23 protein-coding genes are annotated in these 26663 nt (G+C 42.9%); 13 read left to right on the forward strand and 10 right to left on the reverse strand.

Annotated elements, in window-relative coordinates:
- Nucleotides 1–90 precede the first annotated feature (90 nt).
- Nucleotides 91–753, forward strand: a complete 663-nt coding sequence (locus tag DI53_RS08890; RefSeq protein WP_206538015.1) for an FkbM family methyltransferase — start codon at nucleotides 91–93, stop codon at nucleotides 751–753.
- Between the two features lies 1 nt (nucleotide 754).
- Here the strand turns inward: DI53_RS08890 and DI53_RS08895 are convergent, their stop codons facing one another.
- A complete protein-coding gene (locus DI53_RS08895; RefSeq protein ID WP_037497851.1) occupies nucleotides 755–1663 on the reverse strand; it encodes a glycosyltransferase family protein in 909 nt (302 codons plus the stop codon).
- A 116-nt stretch (nucleotides 1664–1779) separates the two neighbouring features.
- Between DI53_RS08895 and DI53_RS08900 the strand changes: the two genes are divergently transcribed.
- From DI53_RS08900 to DI53_RS19580, 3 genes are read left to right on the forward strand one after another with little or no spacing between them, the layout of a single operon-like run.
- Nucleotides 1780–3231 carry a lipopolysaccharide biosynthesis protein gene (locus DI53_RS08900; RefSeq protein ID WP_037497853.1) on the forward strand — a complete coding sequence of 484 codons (1452 nt, stop codon included), beginning with the start codon at nucleotides 1780–1782 and terminating at the stop codon, nucleotides 3229–3231.
- Between the two features lie 2 nt (nucleotides 3232–3233).
- The gene (locus DI53_RS08905) at nucleotides 3234–4595 is read left to right on the forward strand and encodes an asparagine synthetase B family protein (RefSeq protein ID WP_037497855.1); all 1362 of its coding nucleotides are present in this window, start codon (nucleotides 3234–3236) and stop codon (nucleotides 4593–4595) included.
- Nucleotides 4585–5685 carry a CapA family protein gene (locus DI53_RS19580; protein ID WP_052072242.1) on the forward strand — a complete coding sequence of 367 codons (1101 nt, stop codon included), beginning with the start codon at nucleotides 4585–4587 and terminating at the stop codon, nucleotides 5683–5685. The genes DI53_RS08905 and DI53_RS19580 overlap by 11 nt, the downstream gene beginning before the upstream one ends.
- Here the strand turns inward: DI53_RS19580 and DI53_RS08915 are convergent, their stop codons facing one another.
- The 4 genes from DI53_RS08915 to DI53_RS08930 all read right to left on the reverse strand — a co-directional run bounded on the left by DI53_RS08915 (nucleotide 5686) and on the right by DI53_RS08930 (nucleotide 9642).
- Nucleotides 5686–6429 (reverse strand): DeoR/GlpR family DNA-binding transcription regulator, encoded by a 744-nt coding sequence (locus DI53_RS08915; RefSeq protein WP_037497857.1) that lies wholly within the window; start codon nucleotides 6427–6429, stop codon nucleotides 5686–5688.
- A 36-nt stretch (nucleotides 6430–6465) separates the two neighbouring features.
- Complete coding sequence (locus tag DI53_RS08920; RefSeq protein ID WP_037497860.1) at nucleotides 6466–7635, reverse strand: hypothetical protein; 1170 nt, start codon at nucleotides 7633–7635, stop codon at nucleotides 6466–6468.
- A 331-nt stretch (nucleotides 7636–7966) separates the two neighbouring features.
- A complete protein-coding gene (locus tag DI53_RS08925) occupies nucleotides 7967–8692 on the reverse strand; it encodes a YebC/PmpR family DNA-binding transcriptional regulator (RefSeq protein WP_037497863.1) in 726 nt (241 codons plus the stop codon).
- A gap of 2 nt (nucleotides 8693–8694) precedes the next feature.
- Nucleotides 8695–9642, reverse strand: coding sequence for an NAD-dependent epimerase/dehydratase family protein (locus tag DI53_RS08930; protein ID WP_037497867.1), 948 nt, complete (start codon nucleotides 9640–9642; stop codon nucleotides 8695–8697).
- A gap of 742 nt (nucleotides 9643–10384) precedes the next feature.
- Between DI53_RS08930 and DI53_RS08940 the strand changes: the two genes are divergently transcribed.
- Complete coding sequence (locus DI53_RS08940) at nucleotides 10385–11374, forward strand: aspartate-semialdehyde dehydrogenase (RefSeq protein WP_037497874.1); 990 nt, start codon at nucleotides 10385–10387, stop codon at nucleotides 11372–11374.
- Between the two features lie 282 nt (nucleotides 11375–11656).
- Here DI53_RS08940 and DI53_RS08945 read toward each other — a convergent pair whose 3' ends face one another.
- Nucleotides 11657–12658 carry a Kelch repeat-containing protein gene (locus DI53_RS08945; protein WP_037497877.1) on the reverse strand — a complete coding sequence of 334 codons (1002 nt, stop codon included), beginning with the start codon at nucleotides 12656–12658 and terminating at the stop codon, nucleotides 11657–11659.
- A 3-nt stretch (nucleotides 12659–12661) separates the two neighbouring features.
- Complete coding sequence (locus tag DI53_RS08950; RefSeq protein ID WP_037497886.1) at nucleotides 12662–14059, reverse strand: DUF4270 family protein; 1398 nt, start codon at nucleotides 14057–14059, stop codon at nucleotides 12662–12664.
- 222 nt (nucleotides 14060–14281) lie between these two features.
- On the opposite strand from DI53_RS08950, the gene DI53_RS08955 reads away from it, so the two are divergent.
- From DI53_RS08955 to DI53_RS08980, 7 genes are all read left to right on the forward strand, one after another.
- Nucleotides 14282–15706 carry a sensor histidine kinase gene (locus tag DI53_RS08955; RefSeq protein WP_037497889.1) on the forward strand — a complete coding sequence of 475 codons (1425 nt, stop codon included), beginning with the start codon at nucleotides 14282–14284 and terminating at the stop codon, nucleotides 15704–15706.
- Nucleotides 15707–15710: 4 nt separating this feature from the next.
- Nucleotides 15711–16385, forward strand: a complete 675-nt coding sequence (locus tag DI53_RS08960; protein ID WP_037497892.1) for a response regulator transcription factor — start codon at nucleotides 15711–15713, stop codon at nucleotides 16383–16385.
- Nucleotides 16386–16594: 209 nt separating this feature from the next.
- Nucleotides 16595–17137 carry a TetR/AcrR family transcriptional regulator gene (locus DI53_RS08965; RefSeq protein ID WP_037497895.1) on the forward strand — a complete coding sequence of 181 codons (543 nt, stop codon included), beginning with the start codon at nucleotides 16595–16597 and terminating at the stop codon, nucleotides 17135–17137.
- 88 nt (nucleotides 17138–17225) lie between these two features.
- Nucleotides 17226–18929, forward strand: a complete 1704-nt coding sequence (locus DI53_RS08970) for a glycoside hydrolase family 3 protein (protein ID WP_037497900.1) — start codon at nucleotides 17226–17228, stop codon at nucleotides 18927–18929.
- 263 nt (nucleotides 18930–19192) lie between these two features.
- The gene (locus DI53_RS08975; protein WP_037497902.1) at nucleotides 19193–20620 is read left to right on the forward strand and encodes an L-serine ammonia-lyase; all 1428 of its coding nucleotides are present in this window, start codon (nucleotides 19193–19195) and stop codon (nucleotides 20618–20620) included.
- Nucleotides 20614–20766, forward strand: a complete 153-nt coding sequence (locus tag DI53_RS20315) for a hypothetical protein (protein ID WP_157836764.1) — start codon at nucleotides 20614–20616, stop codon at nucleotides 20764–20766. The genes DI53_RS08975 and DI53_RS20315 overlap by 7 nt, the downstream gene beginning before the upstream one ends.
- Nucleotides 20763–21611, forward strand: a complete 849-nt coding sequence (locus DI53_RS08980; protein ID WP_037497904.1) for an MBL fold metallo-hydrolase — start codon at nucleotides 20763–20765, stop codon at nucleotides 21609–21611. The genes DI53_RS20315 and DI53_RS08980 overlap by 4 nt, the downstream gene beginning before the upstream one ends.
- Before the next feature lie 98 nt (nucleotides 21612–21709).
- Here DI53_RS08980 and lipB read toward each other — a convergent pair whose 3' ends face one another.
- Nucleotides 21710–22408, reverse strand: a complete 699-nt coding sequence (gene lipB, locus DI53_RS08985) for a lipoyl(octanoyl) transferase LipB (RefSeq protein ID WP_037497906.1) — start codon at nucleotides 22406–22408, stop codon at nucleotides 21710–21712.
- 222 nt (nucleotides 22409–22630) lie between these two features.
- On the opposite strand from lipB, the gene hflX reads away from it, so the two are divergent.
- Complete coding sequence (gene hflX, locus DI53_RS08990) at nucleotides 22631–23821, forward strand: GTPase HflX (RefSeq protein ID WP_037497908.1); 1191 nt, start codon at nucleotides 22631–22633, stop codon at nucleotides 23819–23821.
- A gap of 58 nt (nucleotides 23822–23879) precedes the next feature.
- On the opposite strand, the gene recG is transcribed toward hflX, so the two are convergent.
- Both recG and DI53_RS09000 read right to left on the reverse strand, forming a co-directional pair.
- Entirely contained in the window at nucleotides 23880–25985 is a 2106-nt protein-coding gene (recG, locus tag DI53_RS08995) for an ATP-dependent DNA helicase RecG (protein WP_037497910.1), read from the reverse strand.
- A gap of 118 nt (nucleotides 25986–26103) precedes the next feature.
- Complete coding sequence (locus DI53_RS09000; protein WP_071790474.1) at nucleotides 26104–26529, reverse strand: hypothetical protein; 426 nt, start codon at nucleotides 26527–26529, stop codon at nucleotides 26104–26106.
- Nucleotides 26530–26663 lie beyond the last annotated feature (134 nt).

Genomic DNA, 26663 nt, shown 5'->3' on the forward strand with positions numbered 1-26663 from the left:
ATTATTCGCACAACCATTTGGAAAATAATATTAATTTATTTTCGTTTTAACTTAATGAATCGCACCGTGTTATTACTAAAGCAGGCGATATTGAAACATATCCCAGTGCATAAGTTTTTCCATTACTGTTCATACGCGCAAGATGGAGAGGATATGATCATCCGGAGCCTCTACGAACATCTGAAAGGATACAAAGGTTACTACGTGGATGTAGGGGCGCATCATCCTTACCGCTTCTCAAATACCAAATATTTCTATAGTAAAGGTTGGCGTGGAATAAACATTGAGCCATCTCCAAAAGCCCTGCGACTATTTCGCATCTTTCGGAGCAGAGACATCAGTCTCAATATCGGCGTTAGTGATAGCCCACAAGAATTGACATACTATTGTTTTAATGAGCCGGCGCTAAACGGCTTTTCAAAAGAACTATCCGAATACCGAAATAGTGCACACGCTCGTTATCATCTTATTAAAACGATCGTGGTAAAAACACTTCCTTTGGCGCAGATCTTAGATCAATATCTACCGAAAGGCCAAAAAATTGATTTTCTTACGATTGATGCAGAGGGCTTTGATCTGATTGTACTGCAGTCCAATGATTGGACACTTTATCGTCCAGCCTTCGTTTTGGTAGAGGATGCCGTTGATTTCTTGCAATTGCGGGATTCTGCTATCTATCAGTTGATGGCTAAGGTGGGGTATAGTCTAGTTGCAAAAACGGTTCGTACGCTGGTATTTCAAGATAAGGCCTAAACTAGTTTTTTTGTAGTTTTTTATGGAGGTAGCGAACTAATCGCTCCATGATGGAACCTTTTCTTGTGGCATAAAATTGTTTGATAGCCTCGTATGCCTTTTTGTTTTCCTCTACTTCGTTTGGGAAATATTTCATTTTGCTCTGTGCAAGTTCCACGCGATATACATTGTCGCGATCGGAATGCGTGCCAGAACCGTCGGTGCCAATGTTTTGCACCATAGAATTTCGCGGATAAAGCACGAGTCCCTGCGCATTAAAGACTGACAAATACCAGCGGATAGCCCAAGAGTTGATCTTTCCGGCTTTGTAGGCTTTCACCTGTTTCCAAAAGTTTTCAGACCGTTCGATGCTAAATTGCTTAATATCGGCCCGATCAAAATTTTCCGTCAACGCCTCGATATCCGGATTAAATTTATCCCAAGCCCTTTTCCAGGTTGCCCAACCCCAGCTATTGGCGACACGGAAAAAGAAAGACTTTGGCAGTCTTTTAGGGTGCTGCACAGGATACATATAGCCGCTTATTTCCATAACGCGTTCTTCCGCCTGATAGCGTAGGAGGGCGTCGTTAAAATATGTGAGGGCATAAGGCGATGTCTCCAAATCATCTTCCAAGACGATCACCTGACCATACTCATTAATAATTTTAGTGACGCCATCAATTACATTTTCCGCGAGGCCCCAGTTGCGGTTGCGCTCCATAATCGTAATGTGCTTAAAATTCCAAGGTTCACGAATAATGGATCGTACTTGGTTTACGGCTTCCACAGCATCTGCATTTTTTGCTGCATCGGAAATAATAAATAGGAGGGAGCTGGACGCCAAAAGATTTTTTTCCAATGCCGCCAGTGTCTTTCTGGTATGCTTCGGTCGGTTGTAAACGAATAATACGATGGGCGCTAATGATGACATAAAAAAATGATCCTGAATTCAAATATAAAAAAGTTATTCTCGCTTTGGATTCATTTCCACTCTTTTTCTACCTTTTCAATTAATATCTTTGTTAACTTATTGGATTAAGATCTTTCATGAGCGAAAATACCAAGCAAAATACACTGAAGGGGTTGTTTTGGAATGCTATTGACCGTTTTGGTAACCAATTCGTCATTACGGTGGTCGGTATCATCACTGCGCGCATACTTACACCAAACGACTTTGGTGTACTAGCCGTTCTGATGATTTTTTCGACTATCGCCACAACCTTCGTTGATAGTGGATTAGCTACTTCCCTTGTGCGCTCGCCAAAGGTTGAAGAGGAGGAATACGCCACCATGTTTGTGTTTAATCTTGCTGTCAGCGTCCTGCTATACGGTATCCTGTTTTTTGCAGCTCCTTATCTCGAACGCTTCAATGACATCGAAGGTCTTGCGCTGTATGCACGGGTACTTTTCTTACAGCTCATTGTACATTCTTTTGGGATCGTACAGTACGTGAAACTGCTCAAGAACTTTTCATTTAAGCAAACTGCCCGGATTAACGTATTCGCTATTGTTTTTTCAGGTACGACGGTGGTGTCACTAGCATTGTTAGGATTTGGCGTATGGGCGATATTGCTCCAGCCGGTTCTCTATTCGAGCTTCAGAACAGCTATGCTGTGGCTTTGGGGTGATTGGAAGATCAATCTATCCTTTTCATTTGATGTGCTCAAGAAGCATCTTCGATTTTCGGTATCTTTTATGGTCGGGAGTATGCTAGGGAAAGTGTTTTCACAAGGGTACTACGCATTTATTGGTAAGCATTTTTCGCTCGCAGAAACAGGTTTTTATCTCCAAGCGAACAAGTGGGGCGAGACGCCAAACATGCTAATCTCTTCTGTTATTCAAGGAACGACACTTTCTACCCTCACGCCTATTCAAGACGATTACCCCAGGTTTTTAAATGCCTGTCGGAAATCGATGAAGACCTTAGGCTTCCTGTTGTTTCCAGTGAGTCTTTGCGCGATAGCGATTGCTGAGCCGGCATTCACTTATTTTCTGTCTGATAAATGGGCTGCTTCCATCTGTTATTTTCAACTATTGTGTTTCGCAGGCATGTTTATCTCCTTGACAGATTTGAATGTTAATTTTTTAAATATCAAGGGAAAATCTGACTATACACTTTGGTTGGAAGTCATAAAAATAGCAACCGCAGTTGCGGTGTTATTAGCGACATTCAGGTTTGGGATTTTGTCGATTATATTCGGGCAAATTGGTATACGTATAGCATTCTATTGTGTTAGTACGTTTTTCAGCGGCAAGATCTATGGCTATCATTTTTTTAGACAGCTGCGAGATTTATCATTTAGCTTTTTCATCAGTGTGGTCGCGTTTTGTTTAGCCATGCTTTTTAGTCATTTCTTTCCAAATATCCACGACCTAATCTTGCTGTCGTTACAAAGCATTATATTCGTAATGGTATACATCGTTGGGAATCATTTAGGAAGGAATGAAATTTGGATGGAGTTGGTAAACATGGGTAAACGAAAATTAGCAAGGAAATAAGAATGGAAGTTGCAAAGGGCAATTGGGTAGGATACGGAACAATTTTTTACAATGAGCGTACGGCGAAGTACAGCACATCAATTGACGAGGTAATAGACTATAACCGCCTAGAAATTGATATGCAAGGCTTGTCAGCTTATTTGGATTATGGTTATTGTGTTTTTGGACACAGTCCGGTAAAGCATGTCAAATACCTTCTTCCAAATGAAACGTTACATCTGGAAGATGGAAAGTTGCTGGTTAAGCGCGAGGACGATAACATTATCCAAAGAATTGGCGTACGAAGTCACGAAGATGGTGTCTTGTCGATGCTTTCCGATTCATTGAATACGTGGAGCACAAGTTTTTCGGATGATATTCTAATCCCGACAAGTGGAGGCTTCGATTCCCGACTGCTGAATGTCTTGCTGAAGGATAAAAGTAGAATTCGTTCCTACACGTATGGAACATCGTTCAACCAAAACCTATCGCGCGAAGCGGTATATGCAGCAGCTTTATCAAAAAAAATCGGGACACACTGGATGCGCGTGGATTTGGGAAAATTTAACAACTACGTTCAAGACTGGTATGAAATTTTCGGACCATCAGTAGGCGCTTCGGGTACGTACCATATGGAATTTTACGGCGCGATTGCCGACATGGAAAATCAAAGAAAGCTGCATTTGTTGAGCGGTATCATTGGCGATGCATGGGCAGGCGCAGTAGACGTTCCGCCAATTGCAGACCCGCAATCGTATTTAAAGTTGGGGTACACGCACGGCATGAGTGCCGAATCGTCTCTCGCCACGGGAATAGATTATACATCCTTGGTGGAGCCGATATTCGACCAACAAAAAGCGCATCTTGAATCTCCCGAATATAGAATCATCACAGCGATGCGTACAAAAATGATGCTTTTACAATACCTCATAAAAGTGCCATCCGTTTACGGATTTCCGGGATATTCGCCGTTTTTAGAGGAAAATATTGCTTTGGCTATGCTAAATCTTCCAGCAGAACGTAGAGCTAACAGGCAATGGCAGCGCGATTTTTTCAAATCAAACGGCGTATTATTTGAAGAACAGCAGCATAGCTATACCTATCAAAACTCCCTGAACTACTACGCCTTGATGCATACTCCGTTGGAGCCGCTCAACGTAGCGGTTTTGAAAGAGGTCATTAAGCCTGCGTATCTAAAATGGATCAATGATCGGATCGCGACAATAGGAAAAAAAGAAAAGCTTTTCCAGCAATTAATGCATACGCCTAAAGTAAAAGAACTGTTGAAGATGCTTGGATTTAAAAACGGTTTACTGAAAGCGTATTTTGCATACATTACGATTAAGCCTATTGAAATCATGTTAGTAAAAAGAAATGCAACATAAATTACTTTTTGTAGGTGATGTTGTCCTGCAATCGGAACCATCTTTTTCATCGGAGCTACGGGCATTAATTGCCGAGCAGCATATTTGCTGTTGCAACGTAGAAGCACCATTGGCCGGGGTTGGCGCTGCGGATGCCAAAACAGGGCCTACCATACAACAAAGGAAGGAAGCTCCTATTTGGTTGCGTAACTTGGGGTTCAACCTATTTGCGATGGCAAATAACCATATTCTAGATTATGGTAAAGAAGCCATGTTGCAAACTATGCAAGCATTTGGGGAGGACGCAATTGGAGTAGGGGATGAAGATCAAGCATACGATATGCTTGTTAAAAACATCGATAATATCCGCTACGGTTTTTTGGCGTATGCCGAAAATGGATATGGTGCGCTGAACGGTGATAGGTCTCACGGCTACGCTTGGGTGAATCACCCGCGGGTCAATAAAGATCTGGCGCGCTATAAACAGCAGGTAGATGTTCTTATTGTACAGGTGCATGCCGGCGTAGAAATGGTGGATTTCCCGATCCCAGAATGGAGAAATAGGTATCGCGAGTTGGTTGACCACGGAGCAGATATCGTCATTGCGCACCATCCGCATGTTGTGCAGGGACAAGAAATTTATAAGGGGAAGCATATTATCTATAGCTTAGGCAATTTCTATTTCGATGGCATTACAGATACGCTTGCTTGGAGAACGGGTGCGGCGCTGCAGCTAACGGTAGAAAGGGGTGTTATCCAGCAAGCAGAACTCCGTCTGACACGCAAAGATGATACTTCTGTATCGCTTCGGTCCAAGGAGGAAACAGCTTTGCAGTTGAGCGCTCTAAATGAAAAGCTATTGGATGATAGCCATTATACAAAGCTTGTGGATGATATAGCTGTTGACCAATGGCAGCGCCATCATAAAAATTATTACGCAAAACCGTTCAATGGCCTATCAAGCTATTCTTTCAAAGCATTGGCAAAACACATCAAGCGGATGGTTTTTAACAGAGAAGTCGACTATAGCTTGCTGTGGCACAATATGGAAATTGAAAGTAATTTCTGGATTGCACGTCGAGCAATCCGGAAACTGCAATCAAAAAAATAGCTATATCACTTGGATTTGTTTCGCAAATTCCGTCAATTTTGGATGTTTTGGATCTAGGTCTGTGACAAGATAGGTGACATCCCTTAATGGCGCTACGCGCATCTTTTGGTTGGAGTTTAGCTTTTCTGTGATGCTTAAGATTGCAAGATTTTTCGAACACTTTATCATCGCTCGTTTAATTTGAACGACTTCCCAGTCCGAATCGGTGATACCCTCATCGAGTGATAAACTGTTTGTGCCCAATAGGCACAGATCTACGCGTAAATCGGAAAGCTCGTTTATAACCTGCGCTCCAGTAACAATATTTGTATTTCTGGACAGTTTTCCGCCAAGCAAGATCACGTCAATGTTCTCTTTTTCCGCAAGTTCAAGCGCAACCAGCGGGCTGATGGTGAAAAATGTGCATTGAATTTCATTAGGGACAAGTCGCGCAAGTTCAATCATTGTTGTACCACCGCCAACGAGTACCGTCATGCCATTTTGTATAAGAGAAATGGCTTTCTTCGCAATGTCTTTCTTGGATTCCTTGGCGTAGACATTTCCTTCTTGAAAAGGGAACTGAAAAGACTTTGATAATGCCCCGCCATACACCTTCAAAACTTGTCCATTTTCGGCTAGCTCATTTAAATCTCGCCGTATGGTGTCTTCTGATACATTGAGCTGTACACTCAAATCTGACGATAAAACTTTGTTATGTAAGTTTATTTGGTGAATGATATAGGCTTGTCTTTCTTCCTTCAACATAATTCAAATTTTAATTTTTGATAGCTAATTTTTAATTTACTCAGACGGATTTTCGTCCGTAGGCTTATTCTTTGTTACGCCCGCTTTAAAGCGCGGTTTGAATCCGGTAGGCTTGCTGGTCGGCGCTTCTGCTGGTTTATCTTCTTGCGCGGGATCTTCTGCTTTCGGGGTCTCCGGTTGTTCATCAGCAGGCTTTGTTACGCCCGCTTTAAAGCGCGGTTTGAACCCTGCGGGTTTACTGACCGGCGTTTCTGTTTGCTTATCTTCTTGCGCGGGATCTTCGGCTTTCGGGGTTTCCGGTTGCTCATCAGCAGGCTTTGTTACGCCCGCTTTGAAGCGCGGTTTGAACCCTGCGGGTTTACTGACCGGCGTTTCTGTTTGCTTATCCTCTTGCTTCGGTTCTTCCGGCGATGATGTTTCCGGTTGCTCATCAGCAGGCTTTGTTACGCCCGCTTTAAAGCGCGGTTTGAACCCGGTAGGCTTGCTGGCCGGTGCTTCTGTTGGTTTATCTTCTTGCGCGGGATCTTCGGCTTTCGGGGTTTCCGGTTGCTCATCAGCAGGCTTTGTTACGCCCGCTTTGAAGCGCGGTTTGAACCCTGCGGGTTTACTGACCGGCGTTTCTGTTGGTTTATCTTCTTGCGCGGGATCTTCGGCTTTCGGGGTTTCGAGCTGCTCATCAGCAGGCTTCGTTATGCCTGCTTTAAAGCGCGGTTTGAATCCTGCCGGCTTACTAGCCTGTTCAGCTATAGGATCTTCTTGATTCGTCGATCCGGTTGTCGTAGGCTTCTTGTTTTCGGTTTCCAACGTTACACCTGCTTTAAAACGAGATTTAAAAGCCGGCTTTTGAATTGCAGCAGAATGAACTTCTTTGTCTGCGTCGACTGTATTTTCTTTATTTTCCTCTGTTGTTGATTTTTTGAAACGTGATTTAAAGCCCGTCGGATTGTAGATTGGTTGTGCAGCGTTAGCTTCCGACTTCTCTACAAGTGGTGCGGCCTGTTCGGACGGCGTAGTTTGATTTTCCTTATCCAGCAAAAGGTATTTTTTTCGCAAGTTATTGAACCAAAACTTTTTTGTATGGTCGAAGCTTTTTTCACCCATTTGAGCATAGTGAAGCCTAAACTCTTCATACAAAGAGCGCTCGTTTGCCTGCAGAAGCGAAATATCTATTCTTTTTTTCGCAAAAAAATCTTCAAATGTCATCATGTCCAAGTGCTAAATTTAATAAATAATACCAAGCATGTTTAAAATTATCCAATAATTTTTCTGAGCAACCGTATTGACCATTCATTCGTTAATTTTTCGACGTAGCTACGTATCATATCACGATCCAGAGATGACCTTAAACCCGTAATAATTTTGAGTAACTATTCGCAAAAACACGTCTTCGATCGGAGGTGTAGGATAATGGATTGGTAAGATCCGTGAGACGCTACTCGCGTAGCACAGCAAAGGGTATATCGAAAATACGATAGGCGCAATTTCTTAAAAATTAGGAAGGAAGCTTTGTTTTGCTTCCTTCCTATCAATGACTACTTTAGTCCATATTATGATAAACGGCCTGTACATCATCATCTTCCTCAATCTTATCAATCATCTTGAGTACTTCAGCGGCTTGTTCTTCGTTTGTCGAGGTGTGGGAGAGGGCTATACGTTCAAGTTTTGCTGATTTCACCTCAATTCCTTTTTCTTCCAGCAAGCTTTGCATATTTCCGAAATCTTCAAATGATGTTTGTACTACAACTACATCATTACCCTCTTCGTCTGCTTCCACATAGAGTTCCTCAAGACCGCCATCGATCAATTCCAGTTCCAGCTCTTCTACATCCAGTTCTTCGGAGGCATCAAAGCGAAATATTGATTTACGTTGGAAAATAAAATCCAGCGAGCCTGTTTTGCCCAATGATCCGCCTGCTTTTGTGAAGTAGCTTCTGATGTTTGCTACCGTACGGTTTGTATTATCTGTCGCCGTTTCAATTAGAACAGGCACACCGTGCGGGCCATATCCTTCATACACATATTCTTCATAACCCTTCGCATCTTTTTCTGAGGCTCGCTTTATTGCGGCTTCGACACGGTCTTTAGGCATGTTCACCGCTTTCGCATTTTGTACAGCTGTGCGTAGGCGCGAATTGTTTTCCGGGTGAGGGCCGCCTTCTTTAACCGCCATTGCGATTTCTTTCCCTAAACGTGTGAACTGAACGGCCATTTTGGCCCAGCGTTTAAATTTTCTTTCTTTTCTGAATTCAAATGCTCTACCCATTTTTATACGTGTGTTTTGAGGTTTTCAATCATGTTTTTTGTCATGCCTTCCAAATCATAGGTTGGTTGCCAACCCCAATCGTTTCGTGCGTAAGAATCATCTATACTTGCTGGCCACGAGTTGGCAATAGCTTGGCGGGGATCGTCGTCGACATAAGACATCTCAAAATTAGGAAGAATTTTTTTAATTTCCTCTGCGATTTGCGCCGGCGTGAATGATATGCCCGCAATGTTGTAGCTCGAGCGGATAGTGATTTTTTCTGCTGGAGCATCCATAAGCTCTATTGTTCCGCGTACTGCATCTTCCATATAAAGCATAGGAAGTTCCGTTTCAGCGGATAGAAAGGATGCATATTTCCCATGTTTCAGTGCTTCGAAAAAGATGTGTACAGCATAGTCTGTCGTTCCCCCACCAGGTGAAGTTTTCCAAGAGATGATTCCCGGATATCGGATACTGCGGATATCAAGTCCATATTTATTGTGGTAGTACTCGCAAAGGCGCTCGCCGGCTAGTTTACTGATCCCATAAATGCTGGACGGATCCATGATGCAATACTGCCCAGTATTTACCTTTGGCGAGTGCGGGCCAAAAACGGCAATAGAACTTGGCCAAAATATTTTTTTGATGCCTAAGTCTAGCGCTAAATCAAGCACATTCAAGAGGCCATTCATATTCAGATCCCATGCTTTTTGCGGGTATTGTTCGCCTGTGGCTGATAGCATCGCCGCGAGCAGATAGATCTGTGTTGGTTCATATTTTATCAATAAGGATCGCAGCGCGTCCTTATCCAATACATTAATCGACTCGAAAATCAGCCCTTCTTTCAGGTCGTCCGGCTTTCGGATGTCTGAAGTGATAACGTTTTCATCACCAAATTTTTGGCGGAGGGCCATTGCCAGTTCTGATCCTATCTGGCCATTTGCTCCAATAATTATTATACGCTCTTTCATTGCTGCAAAGATAGCTCATTTTTCGCGCATCTCTTTACACTATTTCCCACTTCACCTAAGTAAAAAGCCGCCTTTAAATCATTGATAATGAACTTTTGAACAATTAATATCTAACTTCTACAGGCAAACTCATTGTTTGCAGAAAGCGCTATTTCTACAATTCTAATGCCGTGATCTTCAGCCTTAGAAACGGCCGTTTTATAGCGAATCAATCGATTGACTTGATTTCAAATATGGCCATATGCTAGGTACGATTATCCTTGCAAATTCGTTTCAAAAGTCTGCTTCATGTCCAACTAGAAAGGCCTCGCTAAACCTACGTACCAAAAAAGTTTAATAAATGAAGTTTTTCATCCGGTGGATATATGTGACAATAAGTTTATGAAAGCGTATGGGGGGGCTTTACTAAAGCTATGTATTGAACCATTACGTCTCTATTTAGTAAAACTATTTATGGTACCGTAGCGTGCAGATCTGCCACGCGGAAATTTAGATAGGTAACGGCCGGAGTATATTGTGGAGGTATCCAATAAGTTTTTAAAATTGAAAAAATCAACCAAAATTATTGTGTTATTTTTATGAAAATAAGCTTGGCTTTGATAACTTTTCAAAAATATATCCTGCGCACCGATAAATTTTGCAGAATTAATTATAAAAGGAGCTGCATATTTCGTATGTTTGATACCTTGAAATAAATCTATAGAATTCAATAATTAATAATACAAACAAAATAAGTTTAACTATGAAAGTTGCAGTAGTAGGCGCAACGGGCCTTGTTGGGTCAGAGATCTTGACCGTTTTAGCAGAACGTAATTTCCCGGTAACAGAATTGATTCCTGTCGCTTCAGAAAAGAGTAAGGGTAAGGAAATCGATTTCAAGGGGAAGAAGTATAAGGTCGTGACACCAGCTGAAGCTATTGCATTGAAGCCACAGGTGGCGCTTTTTTCTGCGGGTGGTACTACCTCGACAGAATTTGCACCGCTGTATGCCGAAGCAGGAATCACGGTCGTTGATAATTCATCTGCTTGGCGCATGGACCCGACGAAGAAGCTTGTCGTTCCAGAAGTAAATGGAGATGTTTTATCTGCTGATGATAAAATTATAGCCAATCCAAATTGTTCGACTATTCAAATGGTTGTGGTTTTAAAGCCGCTACATGAAAAATATAAGATCAAACGTGTAGTCGTTTCTACCTATCAATCTGTAACTGGAACAGGTGTGAAAGCTGTTACGCAATTGATGGACGAGCGTGCTGGTAAAGAAGGTGAGAAGGCGTATCCTTATCAAATTGATTTAAATGTGATTCCTCATATTGACGTATTCCAAGAAAATGGCTACACAAAAGAGGAGATGAAGATGATCAAGGAGACGAATAAGATTATGGGAGACGATTCCATCCGCGTTACCGCAACTACCGTGCGTATCCCAGTTATGGGCGGCCATTCTGAATCGGTAAACATCGAATTCGAAAGTGATTTTGATCTTGATGAAGTTCGCCAGCTGTTGGCGGCGCAAGAGGGTGTTATCGTCGTTGATGATCCTTCGAACCTGAAATACCCGATGCCGAAAGATGCTCATGGAAAAGATGAAGTTTTGGTTGGTCGTATTCGTCGCGATGAGTCTCAGGACAATACCTTAAACCTTTGGGTTGTTGCTGACAATCTGCGGAAAGGCGCTGCTACAAACGCCGTGCAAATTGCAGAACTATTAAACAAAAAGGGATTGATTTAGTAGTCCCGATTATACAACACGTGAAGGCTATTCGAACGAATAGCCTTTTTTAATTCCTTCCCAACTTATAGGCATGCCCTGCGGCGCTATGTGTGCAAACGGCTCGCGTAGCTGCAGTTTTCGCTTATCGCGTCATAATGAATCATGCGCGATGTGCGCGAAACGCTTCACACGCGTCGTTACGTTCGGCTACAGGCTTATTGCAGCGGGGATACCGCATATTTTGGATACAAAAAAAGGTGGCCTAGACCACCTTTTCGACTGTATATTAAACGTCTTTGACTAGCGTACTTGCGTAAACTGCCAAGTGTTATCGAAGTTAAATGCACCATTTATACCGGTGCTGATATAGCCTTTTCCATCCAACGCAAAACCAACGGCTTTCTCGCGGGCATCAGCTGGAAGCGATTGGTGTTTGTCTGTCCAAGAATCGGAGCCAGGCTCATATTTCCAAACGGTGCTTGTTATACCTGATCCACTACCTCTTCCACTTACTACGTATCCTGCGTTGCCGATAACAAATGCGCTGGCATTATATTTCCGAACGTCGTAAGTATATGTGTCGTCGCTGCGGTTCAAATCAGCAAGTGGCGCCCAGTTTGTTCCGTCGAACGAATAAAAATCTTCTGGTAATGTCGGGCTATTTGCGTAACCACCACCTACGTAAGCTTTGTCGCCAATAACAAAAGAAAATGCAAACGCTTTTTTATACCGGAAAGGCACCGGGATCTCCGTCCAAGTATTCGCTGCTGGATCATAACGGTAAAAATCACTAAATTTAGCTTCTGTTTTTGTTGAACCTAAGCCCACATAAGCGTAATTTCCTAGAGTAAATGCTACGGCACCATAGCGTGCTCTGCCCGGGAAAGGAGCGATTTCTGTCCAGGTGTTCGTTTGCGGATCATAGCTGTAAAAATCTGCTAAATCATCCGTACCAGTAGATCCAGTACCGATATACCCTTTGCCATTGATCGAAAAACCGACAGCCATCTGCCGTGCCTGGCCAGGAAAATCAGAGATGTCTGTCCAAGTTGAGCCGTTAAAGCTAGAGCCATCATTTACAACGCCTTCATTTCTTACAAATCCTCCTACCACGTAGGCTTGGTTATTAAGTGTGAAAGAAGCGGCGCCATTTCTCGGATCATTTTTAAATACGATCGATCTTACCCATTCGGTTGGTCCGGTATCTGTTGTATCTTCTTCGTCATCTTTGCTACAGGAATTGAACGATGTAAAAGCAATAGCACAGGCTAAGATTAATAATAGCCAATTTTTCTTATTCATAAATTACCTAAATTTAGTGTATAATATATTCAATTTTATTTTTGGTTTTGCATTCTCTGTTGCGATAAATGCAGTATTAACTGTGCTGAAAGTACTCATCAATTCTTGAATCGGGATTACCGAACTCAGATACAGTGATGTATTGTCATACATAGTCGTGGACTTCAAATTTTTCAAATATACGATCAAGTCAAATGTATACGTCCCATTTCGTCCTGTTTGATTACCTGCGACGTAACTTGCCGTTTGAATAGCACCGGCCTGCTGCGCGTAAGGAACTGTAAGAGCAGATACTGGTATCCCATTGTAATCCGCAACATACAGCATTAAGTTACCAGGTGCCGGATACATGGTATTCAGCGGTGTGCTCGATTCGATGACAAGTTCTGCCTTGTTAATCGAAAGGTTGTCATCCTGTAAAAACTCTTTTAACGATGGCATTTCAATTTTCGCTACAACGCCAGTTCCAGATTGAACATAGGTAAGACCACCTGTTGCGCTGGTTCGGAGTTCCCGATTTGTTGCGGATAATCCTTCAAAAGCAGTTCCTGTGCGGTCGTATGCTATATTGTTAAATTGAAGGCCTCCATCCACAAGCGTCATTATTTTGGAAGCTGACCTTCTAAAACCATCATTGCCTGTAAAACTATAATTAACTTTCACCTGTACTGTATCTGTACGGAAACCTACAACAGCGGTATTATTTTCGTCAGGGACAAGAACAAGTCCTCTAAAGTAGTTTGTAAAATTTTCATTGGATGATACACGCACGTCATTCGATCGAATAAGATCAAAAAAATCTTGGCCGACAGGTTGGCTTAAACGGATGCTTAAAGTGTCTAGCGAACGCATATGCGGGCTAAACGTCGTTGAACCGATTGCCGTAGGATTGTAGTCAAAAGTTTGGTCGCTAAAGATAGATGCGCCTGCAACATAAACGGGTATAGCCGTATTCTGGATACCTCCCGTAATCGTTTTGGTTTCCAGCGTTTGATTAAGCTGGTGAACGTTTATCTTTTGAATTTTGGTAGTATCTCCAAATGCATACCTTGCACTATTGGGTCTCAAAACAAGTGTTAACGAATCAAATGCCGCATTTTCCGGAATATCATTTGTGAAGCTTGAAAATCCAATACGGAAATAAGAGGTCGATTTAACTTCTCCATAAGTAGCATCGGCTGCCTTTCCTACTAAAATAGTCCCTCTACCAGCAGAAGGCAAATTGTTTAGCTGCACAGTGGAAGTATTAATTGTAAAAGAGTCGATAAGAGATACACCAACATTGCTTGTTGCCGAATTATCCAACATCACACTCATATCCTTATCGCAGGCCCCGGTAATGATCAGCAAAAAAATAGATAATGCAAAAAAGGAAATACTTCTCTTAATAAGATGATTCATATGTATTGTTTGACGAGCAAAAGTAATCAAATAGAACAGCTAACATGTGTTATATTTTGTTAAAATCTCCTCCCTTCCGATGCGCTGTACACCTATTTAAAAGCTGTAGACAGGCTTTCTTGCCACATTGGGTGCAGAGAACTGTTAATCAGTGTTATATTTTGTTAAAACTAGCCGATTACCCGTGCGATGCAAATCTACTAATTTAAATTTGTATTAATAATGTTAAAAAAGTATAAAATCCTCCTCGTTTTGATCGTGCTTACGGCTACTGGAATTGGCCTTGTTTTGTCTTTTTGGCTGTATGGCAGCTATAAAAGCGAGCGCGAGCTTTTTCTTGGTAGAGCAGAAAGGGCTTTATTTAACGTCCTGCAAAATTACTATCAAAACGACTTTACGGCCTCTGCAAAGAAGGCAGAATTAGATGCGCATGATGCGGAAAGACGGCATAAGGGCTTTCTATCGATCTTAAGAAAAGTGTATCCCAATTTGGATGTAGCGCCTATGCAAACCTTTCTAGACACAGCGGATTTTCGACGGGGACGAAATAGAAGAGTGCGCGGTGATGATGCGGGAAAAGATGCGCCCAACGAATTGCTACCGTTGTATTTGCTTGAGAAAATGGATTTCAATAGCGCATTGCTCGATACCCTCGAGCTTCGTTTGGAGAAAGCGTTGGCAAAAAATAGGATGCGAACAAAATTTCAGCTCTCAACGGAGATCATTCATCGCGATGAGTTCGATGCTTATATACAGTACAGACGAAAGCAAGGGGAAGTCTTTACACGCCCGATCTTGATTAATCCAGAAAGTGAACAATTCTTACTAGCTAAGTTTGACAATCCATGGTCTTATTTGGTTTTCAAGCTCGGTGGCCAACTTTTTCTTTCTTTGTTACTGCTTACAGCGCTATTAGGCACTTTTCTGTATTTATTAAAGACCATAAGGAGACAGAATCAAGAGGCTGTATTGCGGAAAGCGTTTGTGAACAATATGACACACGAGTTGAAAACCCCGTTGGCAACCGTGATGGCCGCTGTAGAGGCTATTCAACGTTTTGTAGCTAAAGATGATAAAGCAAAGATGAATAAGTATCTCGACCTTTCAAAGGCCGAGTTGGAACATCTTAATAACATGATTGAGCGTGTGCTGCAGCTTGATGTAGACGAGACCCACCGTATTCGCATTTTTAAGCAGCAGGTGAATATTATTCCATTAATCAATAACTGTTTGGAATTAGCCACAATTAGCGCGGCTAAAGAAATAACGACTACGTTTGATCACGAGGACGAACAGCTGTTAATCATGGCTGACGAAGCCCATTTAAAAAATGTGGTCAGCAACCTATTTGACAACGCTATTAAATATTCTGCCGACCCGGTCCAAATACATATCATTTTGAAGGTTTTTAAAGAAAATATCCTCTTGTCGATATCAGATAAGGGTAAAGGCATCGCCCCAGAACATTCGCCACGCATCTTTGATATGTTTTACCGCGTGCCGGAAGGGACACTCCACGAAGTGAAAGGCTTCGGTTTAGGTTTGGCCTACGTGAAACATGTTGTTGAGCAACATGGAGGAAGCATAGCCGTTCGCAGCGAACTTGGAAAAGGGAGTACATTTACAATTGAAATCCCTAAATATTGAAAAAATGGTAGATGTATTGTACGTTGAGGACGAGTTGAGCTTAGCGCTTATCGTTGCTGATAGCTTAGAAGCGCATGGATTTCAAGTGACACATCGGGAAAACGGAAGGGATGCCGTTATCGCTTTTAAACACAAAAAGCCCGATATCGTTGTGCTAGACGTTATGATGCCATTGATGGATGGTTTTTCTGTCGCAACGGAGATTCGGAAGGTAGACTTAAGTACACCAATTATTTTTCTGACTGCCATGACCCATACAGAGGATGTTGTCAAAGGGTTTCACTTGGGCGCTAACGACTATGTGCGAAAACCGTTTAAAATAGAAGAGCTTATTGTCCGGATCGAATCATTAACAAAAAGAGTGGCTGTAGCGCAAGCGATGAAGCAGTATATTATCGGCGATTTTGTACTCGACACCATAAAATCTACACTGACATACGGCACGGAGCAGGAAAAGCTTTCTTTCCGTGAGGTGGAGCTCTTGCGGCGTTTATTTGAACACAAGGATGAGGTGGTACCCAGAGAGGAGATTATTCGCGCTTATTGGAATGACGATACTTACTTTACGGGCAGAAGCTTAGACGTGTTTATCAGCCGAATCAGAAAATATTTGTCTAAAGACGAACGCATAAAAATTACCAATATCCGTAGTGTCGGTTATATGTTAACGATTGACTAATCAAGCTCAGCAAAAACTGTTTGATAATTACCTCTAAAGAACTCTTTCAGGACATTAGCAGGCAACGTGGACAACAAAAAATGCGTGTCTTTGGCCCTGTCTTTTTCATTCCAACATCAAAAATGATTGCACAGCTCGCGTACCGTTGCAGGCCGCATTGATCAGGATGCTGCTTTTGATGAAAATCGTATCTTTGAAAAAAAATAGGAATGAAAGACACGACGCTAAGCCGTAAGGAAAAAATAATGAAAGTAGCGCTTTCGCTTTTTGCTACGAAGGGCTACGTGGATACATCAACGAAGGAGATTTCCATCGAAGCGGGCGTTTCAGAAGCATTAATATTTAAACATTTTGGCAATAAAGATACGCTCTTAGCCCATATCGTGAAATCCGGGTACCGACGCGTTTTATCTCATCACCGTGGAATGATGACCTATCGAAATCCGAAAGAATTTTTGCAGAACATGATTTTCTTACCGAGTAAGTTGGTAGCGGAAGAACCGCTGTTTTGGAAGCTCCAAGAGCGCCTTTCTCATAATGCATTTTCTAAACAGCAGCACGAACAATTTATGAAGCCTGTACAGCCCATTCTCGTAAAGGCTTTTACAGAATTGGGTTACCAAGATCCAGAGCTCGAAACGCAATTTCTACTTTTAACGATCGATATGCTTTGGAAAAGGGCTGCGAGTGAAGATATCAGTAACGGTAATGCGCTATCGCAATTATTAGAAAAGAAATACAAGCTTTCCTAATGCGCTTTTATGCTGTTTTCACAATTATTCATGCATAAATTTGATGCGCCTGTTTTTTGATGTATATTAGGGCGGTAAAAAACTAAATATGATTAAGAAAATTCTTCCTTTTTTATTTCTGGTATGCGTTGGTCTGTCAGTTCATGCGCAGAAAAGGCCTGACTTCGTGAAGTTTATTAATAGCAAGAATGCTTGGGTAGACTCTGTTTTTAATAAGCTTACACCGAAGGAACGTATTGCACAATTATTTTTGGTAAGAGCACATACAAACTTAGGGAAGAAATATATCGACTCCGTTGGGCAGGTTATCCAGCGCGAGCAATTAGGCGGGCTCGTGGTATTTCAGGGGGGTCCAGTTAGGCACGCTCAAATGTTTAACCAATACCAAAAATTGGCCAAGGTACCGTTACTGATAACCTATGATGGAGAGTGGGGCTTAGGGATGCGTATGCCAGACTCGACGGTTTCATATCCTTATCAGATGACGCTTGGTGCCGTGCAAAATGAACATCTGATCTACGAGATGGGCAAGCAGGTAGCGCGTGATTTTTTACGCATCGGCATGCACTTCAATTTTGCGCCGGTAGTAGATATTAATAATAACCCTAAAAATCCAGTCATCAATTTCCGCTCGTTTGGTGATAATAAGTATAATGTGACAAGGAAAGCAAAAGCCTATATGGATGGTATGGTGGATGGTGGTATCATCGCCTCTCTCAAGCATTTTCCGGGGCATGGCGATACGGAAGTTGATTCGCACCATGATTTGCCGCAGCTTAATTTTACCAAGAAGCGACTGGATACGTTGGAAATTTTTCCTTTTCGTGCATTAATTAAGGCGGGTGCCCCGGCGATTATGGTGGCGCATATGAACATCCCCGCGTTAGACGCAACGCCTAATATTCCCTCATCAATATCCAGAAAGGTGGTAACCGATCTTTTGCGAAAGGAGCTAGGATTTAAGGGACTTACGGTGACTGATGCAATGGACATGAACGGGGTCAAAAAGTTTTTTCCGAACGGCGAAGCCGATGTGATGGCTATTGAGGCCGGGCACGACCTTCTAGAGGTGTCAGAGAACAGCGCACGTGCGATTGACTTGGTCGACAAGGCGATAAAAAGCGGACGGATAAAGCAGAGCGAACTGGATCAGCGCGTGAAACGTGTGCTGGCAGCAAAGTATTGGGTTGGGCTAAATCAGTGTAGACCCGTTCCTATGCAGAATCTAATGGCCGATTTAAATAATAATGCATCGAAACAGCTTGTCCAACGTTTGGCAGATGCCGCAATAACTGTGCTGAAAGCGGATCGCCGAATCAAGACATTTGATCGCCGTGAGGAAACGGCCATTGTATCTGTAGGGATTTCAAAGGCTCAAGATTTCGAAAAAGAGCTTGCAGGGCAGCTTACTACAAAGACACAGTTCTTCATCAGTGGGAAAGAAACGGAGGAACAACTGAAAGAGCTTTTGAAGCAAATACGCGACTTTCGACAAATTGTACTTGCTATTCACGATAACCGCCCGCGGCCACGGAGCGAGTCCGATTTATCTGAACCGGCTCGTGCATTTGTAGATAAAGTGGCAGGCCGCCGAACGATAACAGCGATGTTTACGAACCCCTATATGCTCGATAACCTATCGATCGATCGAAGCAGTGGCATTATTATGGCTTACCAGAACGACGGCTTTATGCAAAAGGCTGCCGCCAAAGTGCTATTAGGAAAAATTAAAGCACAGGGAAAACTGCCCGTAGCGATTAATAAGCGCTTCCAATATGGCGATGGTCTTTAATAGTTAAAGAGGCGCTTACCAAGGTCGTCGCAGCGAAAAAATTTATCTATGGCATCCCATGCTGTCCGCATATTTTTAAATGCAGATAACATGGGATGTTTTTTTGTTTTAGGTGTCAACTGCTCGACAGCGCTTAATATTATATTGCTAACTAAACTCACTTATAATTAGTATTTTGCTAATTCTTCGTGCTAAAAATTAGTATTAAAAATGGAGGATATTGCCGTATAAACAATATTTTTGTGTGGGCTTAAATTCTGGAAATGGCAAACGAGCGAATCTCTATTTTTGATATGTTTAAAATTGGTATCGGACCATCTAGTTCGCATACTTTGGGCCCTTGGCGAGCAGCACAACGCTTCGTAGAAATTCTTAGAAATAAAGCACTGCTAAACGAGGTGGTCGGCATAAACATATTGCTATATGGATCGCTGGCAAAGACCGGCGTTGGCCACGGTACAGATATCGCCGTCCTACTCGGACTTAGTGGCGATGATCCTGTAACCTTCGATGTGTCGCAAGTGACACCCAAAGTGCAGGAGATAAAAACTTCTGGGAAGATAAATTTGGGTGCTGAACAGGAAGTTACATTTTCCTACACCTCCGATCTTATGTTCTTGTATACGGAGAGTTTGCCTTACCACCCGAATGCCGTAACTTTTCAGGCTTTCCTTCACGATGGAAAAGCGGTTTCTGAAACCTATTATTCTATTGGCGGAGGATTTGTCGTACAGGAAGGCGATGCCGAAAGCGTATTAAGCGAAGTGGAGTTGCCGTTCCCGGTGGATACGGCACAGGAACTCATGGTTTGGTGTATGCGTACTGGTTTAAAGATTTCAGAGCTGGTGATGGAGAATGAACTATCTTGGCGAAGCGAGGAGCAAACGAAGGAAGGTATCTTACATATTTTTCGCACGCTAAGAGATTGCATCTATAAAGGTTGTCACACGGCGGGCGTGCTTCCGGGAGGATTGCACGTGGAACGTCGAGCAGCCAAGATGAATAAACGTCTTTTAAGTGGACGCGCTTACGAAGATTATGACAGCTGGTTAAGCGCTATTCGTGGAGGGGGCAAAGATTTCGGTTATATCCTTGATTGGGTAAGTTGTTTTGCCCTAGCAGTGAACGAAGAGAATGCCTCATTCGGTCGTGTGGTTACAGCGCCTACGAATGGTGCATCAGGCGTTATTCCTGCGGTGCTGCAATACTATATTACCTTTCATGATGGTTATTGGGAAGAAAAGATCATGCAGTTTATTGCTACAGCTTCCGAAATAGGCTCCATATTTAAAAAGGGAGCAACGATCTCTGCGGCGATGGGCGGATGCCAAGCGGAAATAGGTGTCTCATCGGCTATGGCTGCTGCTGCGCTGACGGAATGCTTAGGTGGATCGCAAAGACAGGTGCTGATGGCTGCCGAAATAGCGATGGAGCATCACCTGGGTCTGACCTGCGATCCTATCGGCGGGCTAGTACAAATCCCCTGTATCGAGCGAAATACCATGGGCGCTGTAAAAGCGATAACAGCAGCACAGTTAGCGTTAAACTCAAATCCTGATAAAGCGAAGGTGAGTCTTGATGCGGTGGTAAGTACCATGTGGGATACCGCGCAAGATATGAACGCAAAATATAAGGAGACGGCCGATGGTGGCTTGGCAATTAAAGTACCGTTAAGCTTGCCGGAATGTTGATGTCAGTTGCAGGTCATGCATTGCTGTATGATTTGGAAGACAATAATAAAAGATATAAATTGGCCGCTGCTGCTCGCGCAACAGATATAGGAGATGGATGGGAACACGAAATGTGGATGTTTCTTAAAATACAAACACGCGGATGAAATATAGTGCTTTAGCTTCAGGAAGTAATGGGAATTGCTATTATCTAGCAAGTGGTGACGGGGATGCGATTCTTATCGATGCAGGGATCAATACGAAGCATATCGAGCTGCGTATGGCTAAACTAGGGATAGATCCAAGCAGTATTTCAGCCATATTTATAACGCATGAGCATAGTGATCATATCCGTGGTCTCTCCGTATTCTGCAAACGGTACCAGGTGCCGGTATATATTACAGCGGGCTCTTATAAAGGTTCTCGATTAAATCTTCCTCCCGAACTTGTTCATATTATTTTGCCAAATGAGAAAGTAGAGATTGGGACGTTATCCATATATGGGATTCCGAAGTACCACGATGCAAAAGAGCCTTGCAGCTTTCTGGTTAGTGACGGGAAAATCAATGTAGGTGTGCTCACAGACCTTGGAAGGGCGTGCGAAAATGTGAAGCACGTTATTAAACATGTCGATGTTTTGCTATTGGAAGCCAACTACGATGAGGAGATGCTTGAAAAAGGCCGATACTCTTTTTATTTGAAGAATAGGATAAGAAGCGGTTGGGGGCATATTTCAAACAAATTATCCCTGGAAGTATTTTTGGAGAATCGTACGCCACGACTGAGACATTTAATCTTGTCTCATCTTTCCGGCCAGAACAACACCGTGGAAATCGTAGAACAAACATTTGCCCCACACTGCACGGGGATAAAACTTTCCGTAGCCACCCGTTATGAAGAGACGGAGCTGTTCGATGTGTATAAACTCGAAAATACCAATGTGGTCACGATTTCGAGCCAACAGCCTATCTATATACAGCAAACCTTATTTCAGACGGCGAACGAAGCCTAATTGTCGCACCACACGTTTACAGACATTCCCTTTGTAAAACATAAAATAGCCTTAGGAAATCAGCGACGAGGCATCAAGGGTGGTTAGGTATCACCTATCTAGACAATCTCCATGGCAAAAAGCGTTGCGATATGCTTTTTCAAAATTTCCTTTACCTCAACTAAATCCAGTTCACGCCCCAGCTCACGCTGTAAGGATGTTACATCTTTATCATCTATTCCACAAGGGATGATATTCTTAAAGTAGTCGAGGTCAGCGTTCACGTTGAAAGCAAATCCGTGCATGGTCACCCAGCGCGACGCTCTAACGCCCATAGCGCATATTTTCCGGGCCTTCGCATTGTCAGCATCTATCCACACGCCAGTGAATCCTTCATATCTTCCCGCCATTATTCCATAATCTGCACAGGTAAGGATAACCGCTTCCTCCAGCGTGCGGAGGTATAAATGGATATCAGTAAAAAAATTGTCGAGATCCAAAATAGGGTAGCCTACAATCTGTCCGGGACCGTGATAGGTTATATCGCCACCCCGGTTTATCTTGTAGAAGGTCGCATTTTTTGCTTTTAACCCATCTTCGTCCAAAAGAAGGTACTCAGGATGGCCACTTTTCCCCAACGTGTATACATGAGAATGCTCTGTAAAAATCAGATGATTCGGCGTGGGAAGCTGCAGATTTTCATTACGGTTTGCGTTCTTTATAGCCAGTGTATTTGCAAAAACCTCTTCCTGCCGATTCCACGCATCCTGATAGTCTGTTAAACCCCAATCAACGAAATGTACTTTTTTGTTTTGCATGTGAACTATCTATAAACTCTATTATTCATTAAGAGAATGAATGCCGAGCACAAATTTACGGATTTACAACCGAAAATTGTTTTGTGGATTATAGGCGCGATGTCAAGAATGGATAAAAACAGCTATCTTTGTATCCCTATTATAAATCGAATATGAAATTAGGGGCACGAATTTTGAAAATTCAAAAGTTTTTAATTTTATAGCTATTAGCTCATATCATACATGGCAAGAACAAAAATTTACGATACAGCGATAAAGCCAGAAACGGCGGTTTTGGTTTCGGTAATTACACCGGATACTACCGAAGCGAAGGCGCACGAATATTTGGAGGAGCTCGCATTTTTGGTGGAAACTGCAGGCGGTGTCAACAAAGGCATCTTTACGCAAAAATTGGCCTATCCAGATCGTGCAACCTTCGTGGGCAGTGGGAAATTGGAAGAGATAAAAGCGGATATCATTGCGGAAGAGGTGGACATGGTTGTTTTTGATGACGAGTTATCGCCTTCGCAGTTACGAAACATAGAAAAGGAATTCCAGATCAAAGTATTGGATCGCTCCAATTTAATTTTGGACATTTTTGCTCGCCACGCTCAGACGGCGCAAGCGAAAACACAGGTAGAATTGGCGCAGCTACAATATGTGCTTCCGCGATTGACGCGTATGTGGACTCACTTGGAAAGGCAACGTGGGGGGATCGGGATGCGTGGTCCCGGTGAGAGTCAGATCGAATCCGATAGACGGATGATCTTAAACAAGATCTCGCTGTTAAAAGAGCGTCTAAAGCAGATTGACAAACAAAATGAAACGCAACGGAAAAATCGGGGCGAATTGATTCGGGCAGCGCTGGTGGGATACACAAATGTTGGTAAATCGACCATTATGAATATGGTTTCAAAATCTGATGTATTGATCGAAAATAAGCTTTTCGCAACGCTGGATACCACGGTACGTAAAGTCGTCATTGATAACTTGCCCTTTTTGTTATCCGATACCGTTGGTTTTATCCGCAAGCTGCCCCATCATTTGGTAGAATGTTTCAAATCGACCTTGGACGAAGTTCGCGAAGCGGATATCCTCATTCACGTCGTGGATATCTCCCACCCAAACTTTGAAGATCACATTCAGGCGGTAAATGAAACGCTGAAAGAGCTTGGCGCATTAGATAAACCTGTTGTTACGGTGTTCAATAAAATTGATGCGTACAAAGCGCCAGTTTCGGAGACCGAAGAGGGCGAGGAAGTAAAAGTTACGCTTGATGATTTTCGAAACTCGTGGATGGCAAGAAATTCTGATCCAGCTATATTTATATCAGCAACCGATAAAACCAATGTGGAGGAATTTAAAGAGCGCCTTTACAGTATCGTTGTTGACCTGCATAACCAGCGTTATCCCTACAACAATTTATTGTATTAATACTATACTTTCGCTGCAAAGTCGGTTTGTAGGATTTTGCAGCGTCTGCTCCCTTCGATTACGAAATTTTATCCCAAGATATGTTTGGTCCGCGTTGCGCAAGATAGGAAACGAGTAGGTTGTTTTCCGCCTGGCTGAGGGTTGGATCGGTTTGAAAAATTTCGATCACGCTGGCGCGAGCTTCCGTGAGTATCGCTTTGTCAGAAGCCAAGTTTGCAATTTTCATTTCTATGATACCCGACTGTTGGGTTCCCGAAATGTCACCCGGACCGCGTAATTGAAGATCAACTTCTGCTATTTCAAATCCATCCGATGTACGCACCATCGTTTCCAATCGCTTTCTACCTTCTTTACTCAGTTTATTGCCCGACATTAAAATGCAGTATGATTGTTCCGCACCGCGGCCCACGCGTCCGCGAAGCTGATGCAGCTGTGACAAGCCAAACCGTTCTGAATTTTCAATAATCATAACCGATGCATTTGGGACATTCACCCCCACTTCGATCACTGTGGTGGCAACCATAATTTGCGTTTCGCCTTTTACAAAACGCTGCATCTCGAAATCCTTGTCTCTCACGGGCATCTTGCCATGAACGATACTGATTTTGTAGGTAGGCAGAGGAAACTCGCGCTGCAGATTTTCTAAACCAGCTTCGAGAAAAATCAAATCCAGTTTTTCACTCTCTTTAATTAACGGATATACGACATACACCTGTCTTCCTTTTGCTATTTCATCACGCATAAACCCAAATACACGCAACCGTTGGTTTTCAAAAAAATGAACGGTTTTTATCGGTTTTCTACCGGCAGGGAGCTCATCAATAACGGAGATATCCAAATCGCCATACATGGTCATCGCTAAGGTTCGTGGTATCGGTGTAGCGGTCATCACGAGCATATGCGGCGGAATGCTGTTTTTACGCCAAAGCTTTGCCCGTTGCTCTACACCAAAACGATGCTGCTCATCAATCACGACGAAGCCTATATTTTTAAATTTAACTTTGTCTTCAATCAAAGCGTGTGTGCCTATCAGGATATCCAAGCTACCGTCTTCCAGGTCTTGATGAATGCGCCTGCGTTCTTTAGCTGGCGTTGATCCGGTTAGTAGTTTAATACTGCATAGGTCGTCACCTAACAAGCTACTTAGACCCGCGTAATGCTGCTGTGCTAAAATCTCCGTCGGAGCCATCATGCAGGCTTGGTAGCCGTTGTCGATTGCTAGCAGCATAGCCATCAAAGCAACCACAGTTTTTCCGGAGCCAACATCGCCCTGCACGAGTCGATTCATTTGTGCGCCCGTGTTGGTATCTAGACGGATCTCTTTCACCACACGTTTCTGCGCATTGGTGAGCGGAAAGGGCAGGCGTTCATTAAAAAATGTGTTAAACTTCTCGCCAACTTGATCAAATCGATGTCCACGATATTTCTGCGTATTTAGTTGCTTGTTGCGCAGGAGCCGCAGTTGTATAAAAAATAGCTCTTCAAACTTGAGGCGACGTATGGCAGCATTAAGGTCATCGACCTGCTGCGGGAAGTGAATGGCCAATAATGCCTGCGGATAGCTCATTAGTCGATGCTTCTCTAGCAGATAACCCGGCATAGTTTCCTGTAAACCCCGAAACACAATTTCCAGCGCAGCTTGTTGCAGTTTTTGAATGCCTTTGCTATCCAGGTTGAACTTTTTTAGCTTTTCCGTGGAGGAGTAAACGGGCTGCATAGTTAAGTTCCCAATTTTTTTCTCCTGCGCCGTGTACAGCTCCATTTCGGGATGCGTAATGGATACTTGTCCGTTAAATTCCGTTGGCTTACCATAACAAATGTATGCCGCGCCCACCTTCAAACTTTTCTGTAGCCATGTGATACTTTGAAACCAAACGAGCTCTATACTTCCCGTGTCATCACGAAATTGACCAACAAGTCGCCGGGCTCGCTTTTCACCTACCTCTTGCAAAGCAGTGAGGCGGCCAAGAATTTGCGCCCCAACCATATCCGGATGGATCTCCCGAAGTTTATGAAACTTGGTGCGATCTACGTAGCGGAAAGGATAATGTTCCAGTAAATTGCCAATGGTAAAAATTTGCAGCTCTTTTTTGAGCACATCAGCTTTTTGAGGACCCACACCCTTCAGGTATTCTATCGGAGTTATTACAGATAAATCAGCCATTTTAGAACCGACTAATTTACTAAAATAATTTTAGTGCTCGATAGATTTCACGCATAAGAGTCCGGCGCTTTGCCAAAACAGACTACAGCGGAGATGTATTAACTTAAGAATCGATGGTTTAATACGTCAGTATGGGTTTTTCATCTCTGCAGGCTATCCCTTTAGGTTTTTGGTAGGCCATGCAGTTGATACGTGGCGCGATAAGCGGTGCGTAGATAGCGACAATTGCATTGTAGTCTCTTACCATAACGCGGAGTTTTGACTCATCCGTATCTCGGTTATAAATAAGGTGGTAGCGGCCGCAAACGGTCTGAATATCCATCATTTTCCATTGTTTAGCATCCGTGCACGGTACATTTTGAGCAAGCGCGATGATTGCGCCATATTTTTCGTTTGCCAGTTTTTCCAGCTCAGGTTCGGGGAGGTCTGCATAAGGATTGGGTTGTTGCTCCGCCTTGCTACAGGAAGAAAATGCGACGGAAAGGCAGCAAAGCAGTAATAAAGTTAGTTTGCTGATGATGTTCATTGTTAAAAATGCTTTCATATCTCTTTAAGGTATTTGGTTTGATATATATTATACGCAAATGATTGAAATATCGCGACAGGGAGGGTATAATTTAGCTATGTTGATAAAAGCGGTTGTTTTGTCCTGATGGGGACATATGGAATGTTACAGAA

The organism is Sphingobacterium deserti (assembly GCF_000757725.1).
In the GTDB taxonomy this organism is placed as follows: domain Bacteria; phylum Bacteroidota; class Bacteroidia; order Sphingobacteriales; family Sphingobacteriaceae; genus Sphingobacterium; species Sphingobacterium deserti.

Coding starts and splice junctions, on each gene's coding strand:
- DI53_RS08895 (WP_037497851.1), bottom strand. CDS start 1,663: ATGTCATCATTAGCGCCCATCGTATTATTCGTTTACAACCGACCGAAG.
- DI53_RS08900 (WP_037497853.1), top strand. CDS start 1,780: ATGAGCGAAAATACCAAGCAAAATACACTGAAGGGGTTGTTTTGGAAT.
- DI53_RS08905 (WP_037497855.1), top strand. CDS start 3,234: ATGGAAGTTGCAAAGGGCAATTGGGTAGGATACGGAACAATTTTTTAC.
- DI53_RS19580 (WP_052072242.1), top strand. CDS start 4,585: ATGCAACATAAATTACTTTTTGTAGGTGATGTTGTCCTGCAATCGGAA.
- DI53_RS08915 (WP_037497857.1), bottom strand. CDS start 6,429: ATGTTGAAGGAAGAAAGACAAGCCTATATCATTCACCAAATAAACTTA.
- DI53_RS08920 (WP_037497860.1), bottom strand. CDS start 7,635: ATGATGACATTTGAAGATTTTTTTGCGAAAAAAAGAATAGATATTTCG.
- DI53_RS08925 (WP_037497863.1), bottom strand. CDS start 8,692: ATGGGTAGAGCATTTGAATTCAGAAAAGAAAGAAAATTTAAACGCTGG.
- DI53_RS08930 (WP_037497867.1), bottom strand. CDS start 9,642: ATGAAAGAGCGTATAATAATTATTGGAGCAAATGGCCAGATAGGATCA.
- DI53_RS08940 (WP_037497874.1), top strand. CDS start 10,385: ATGAAAGTTGCAGTAGTAGGCGCAACGGGCCTTGTTGGGTCAGAGATC.
- DI53_RS08945 (WP_037497877.1), bottom strand. CDS start 12,658: ATGAATAAGAAAAATTGGCTATTATTAATCTTAGCCTGTGCTATTGCT.
- DI53_RS08950 (WP_037497886.1), bottom strand. CDS start 14,059: ATGAATCATCTTATTAAGAGAAGTATTTCCTTTTTTGCATTATCTATT.
- DI53_RS08955 (WP_037497889.1), top strand. CDS start 14,282: ATGTTAAAAAAGTATAAAATCCTCCTCGTTTTGATCGTGCTTACGGCT.
- DI53_RS08960 (WP_037497892.1), top strand. CDS start 15,711: ATGGTAGATGTATTGTACGTTGAGGACGAGTTGAGCTTAGCGCTTATC.
- DI53_RS08965 (WP_037497895.1), top strand. CDS start 16,595: ATGAAAGACACGACGCTAAGCCGTAAGGAAAAAATAATGAAAGTAGCG.
- DI53_RS08970 (WP_037497900.1), top strand. CDS start 17,226: ATGATTAAGAAAATTCTTCCTTTTTTATTTCTGGTATGCGTTGGTCTG.
- DI53_RS08975 (WP_037497902.1), top strand. CDS start 19,193: ATGGCAAACGAGCGAATCTCTATTTTTGATATGTTTAAAATTGGTATC.
- DI53_RS20315 (WP_157836764.1), top strand. CDS start 20,614: ATGTTGATGTCAGTTGCAGGTCATGCATTGCTGTATGATTTGGAAGAC.
- DI53_RS08980 (WP_037497904.1), top strand. CDS start 20,763: ATGAAATATAGTGCTTTAGCTTCAGGAAGTAATGGGAATTGCTATTAT.
- lipB (WP_037497906.1), bottom strand. CDS start 22,408: ATGCAAAACAAAAAAGTACATTTCGTTGATTGGGGTTTAACAGACTAT.
- hflX (WP_037497908.1), top strand. CDS start 22,631: ATGGCAAGAACAAAAATTTACGATACAGCGATAAAGCCAGAAACGGCG.
- recG (WP_037497910.1), bottom strand. CDS start 25,985: ATGGCTGATTTATCTGTAATAACTCCGATAGAATACCTGAAGGGTGTG.
- DI53_RS09000 (WP_071790474.1), bottom strand. CDS start 26,529: ATGAAAGCATTTTTAACAATGAACATCATCAGCAAACTAACTTTATTA.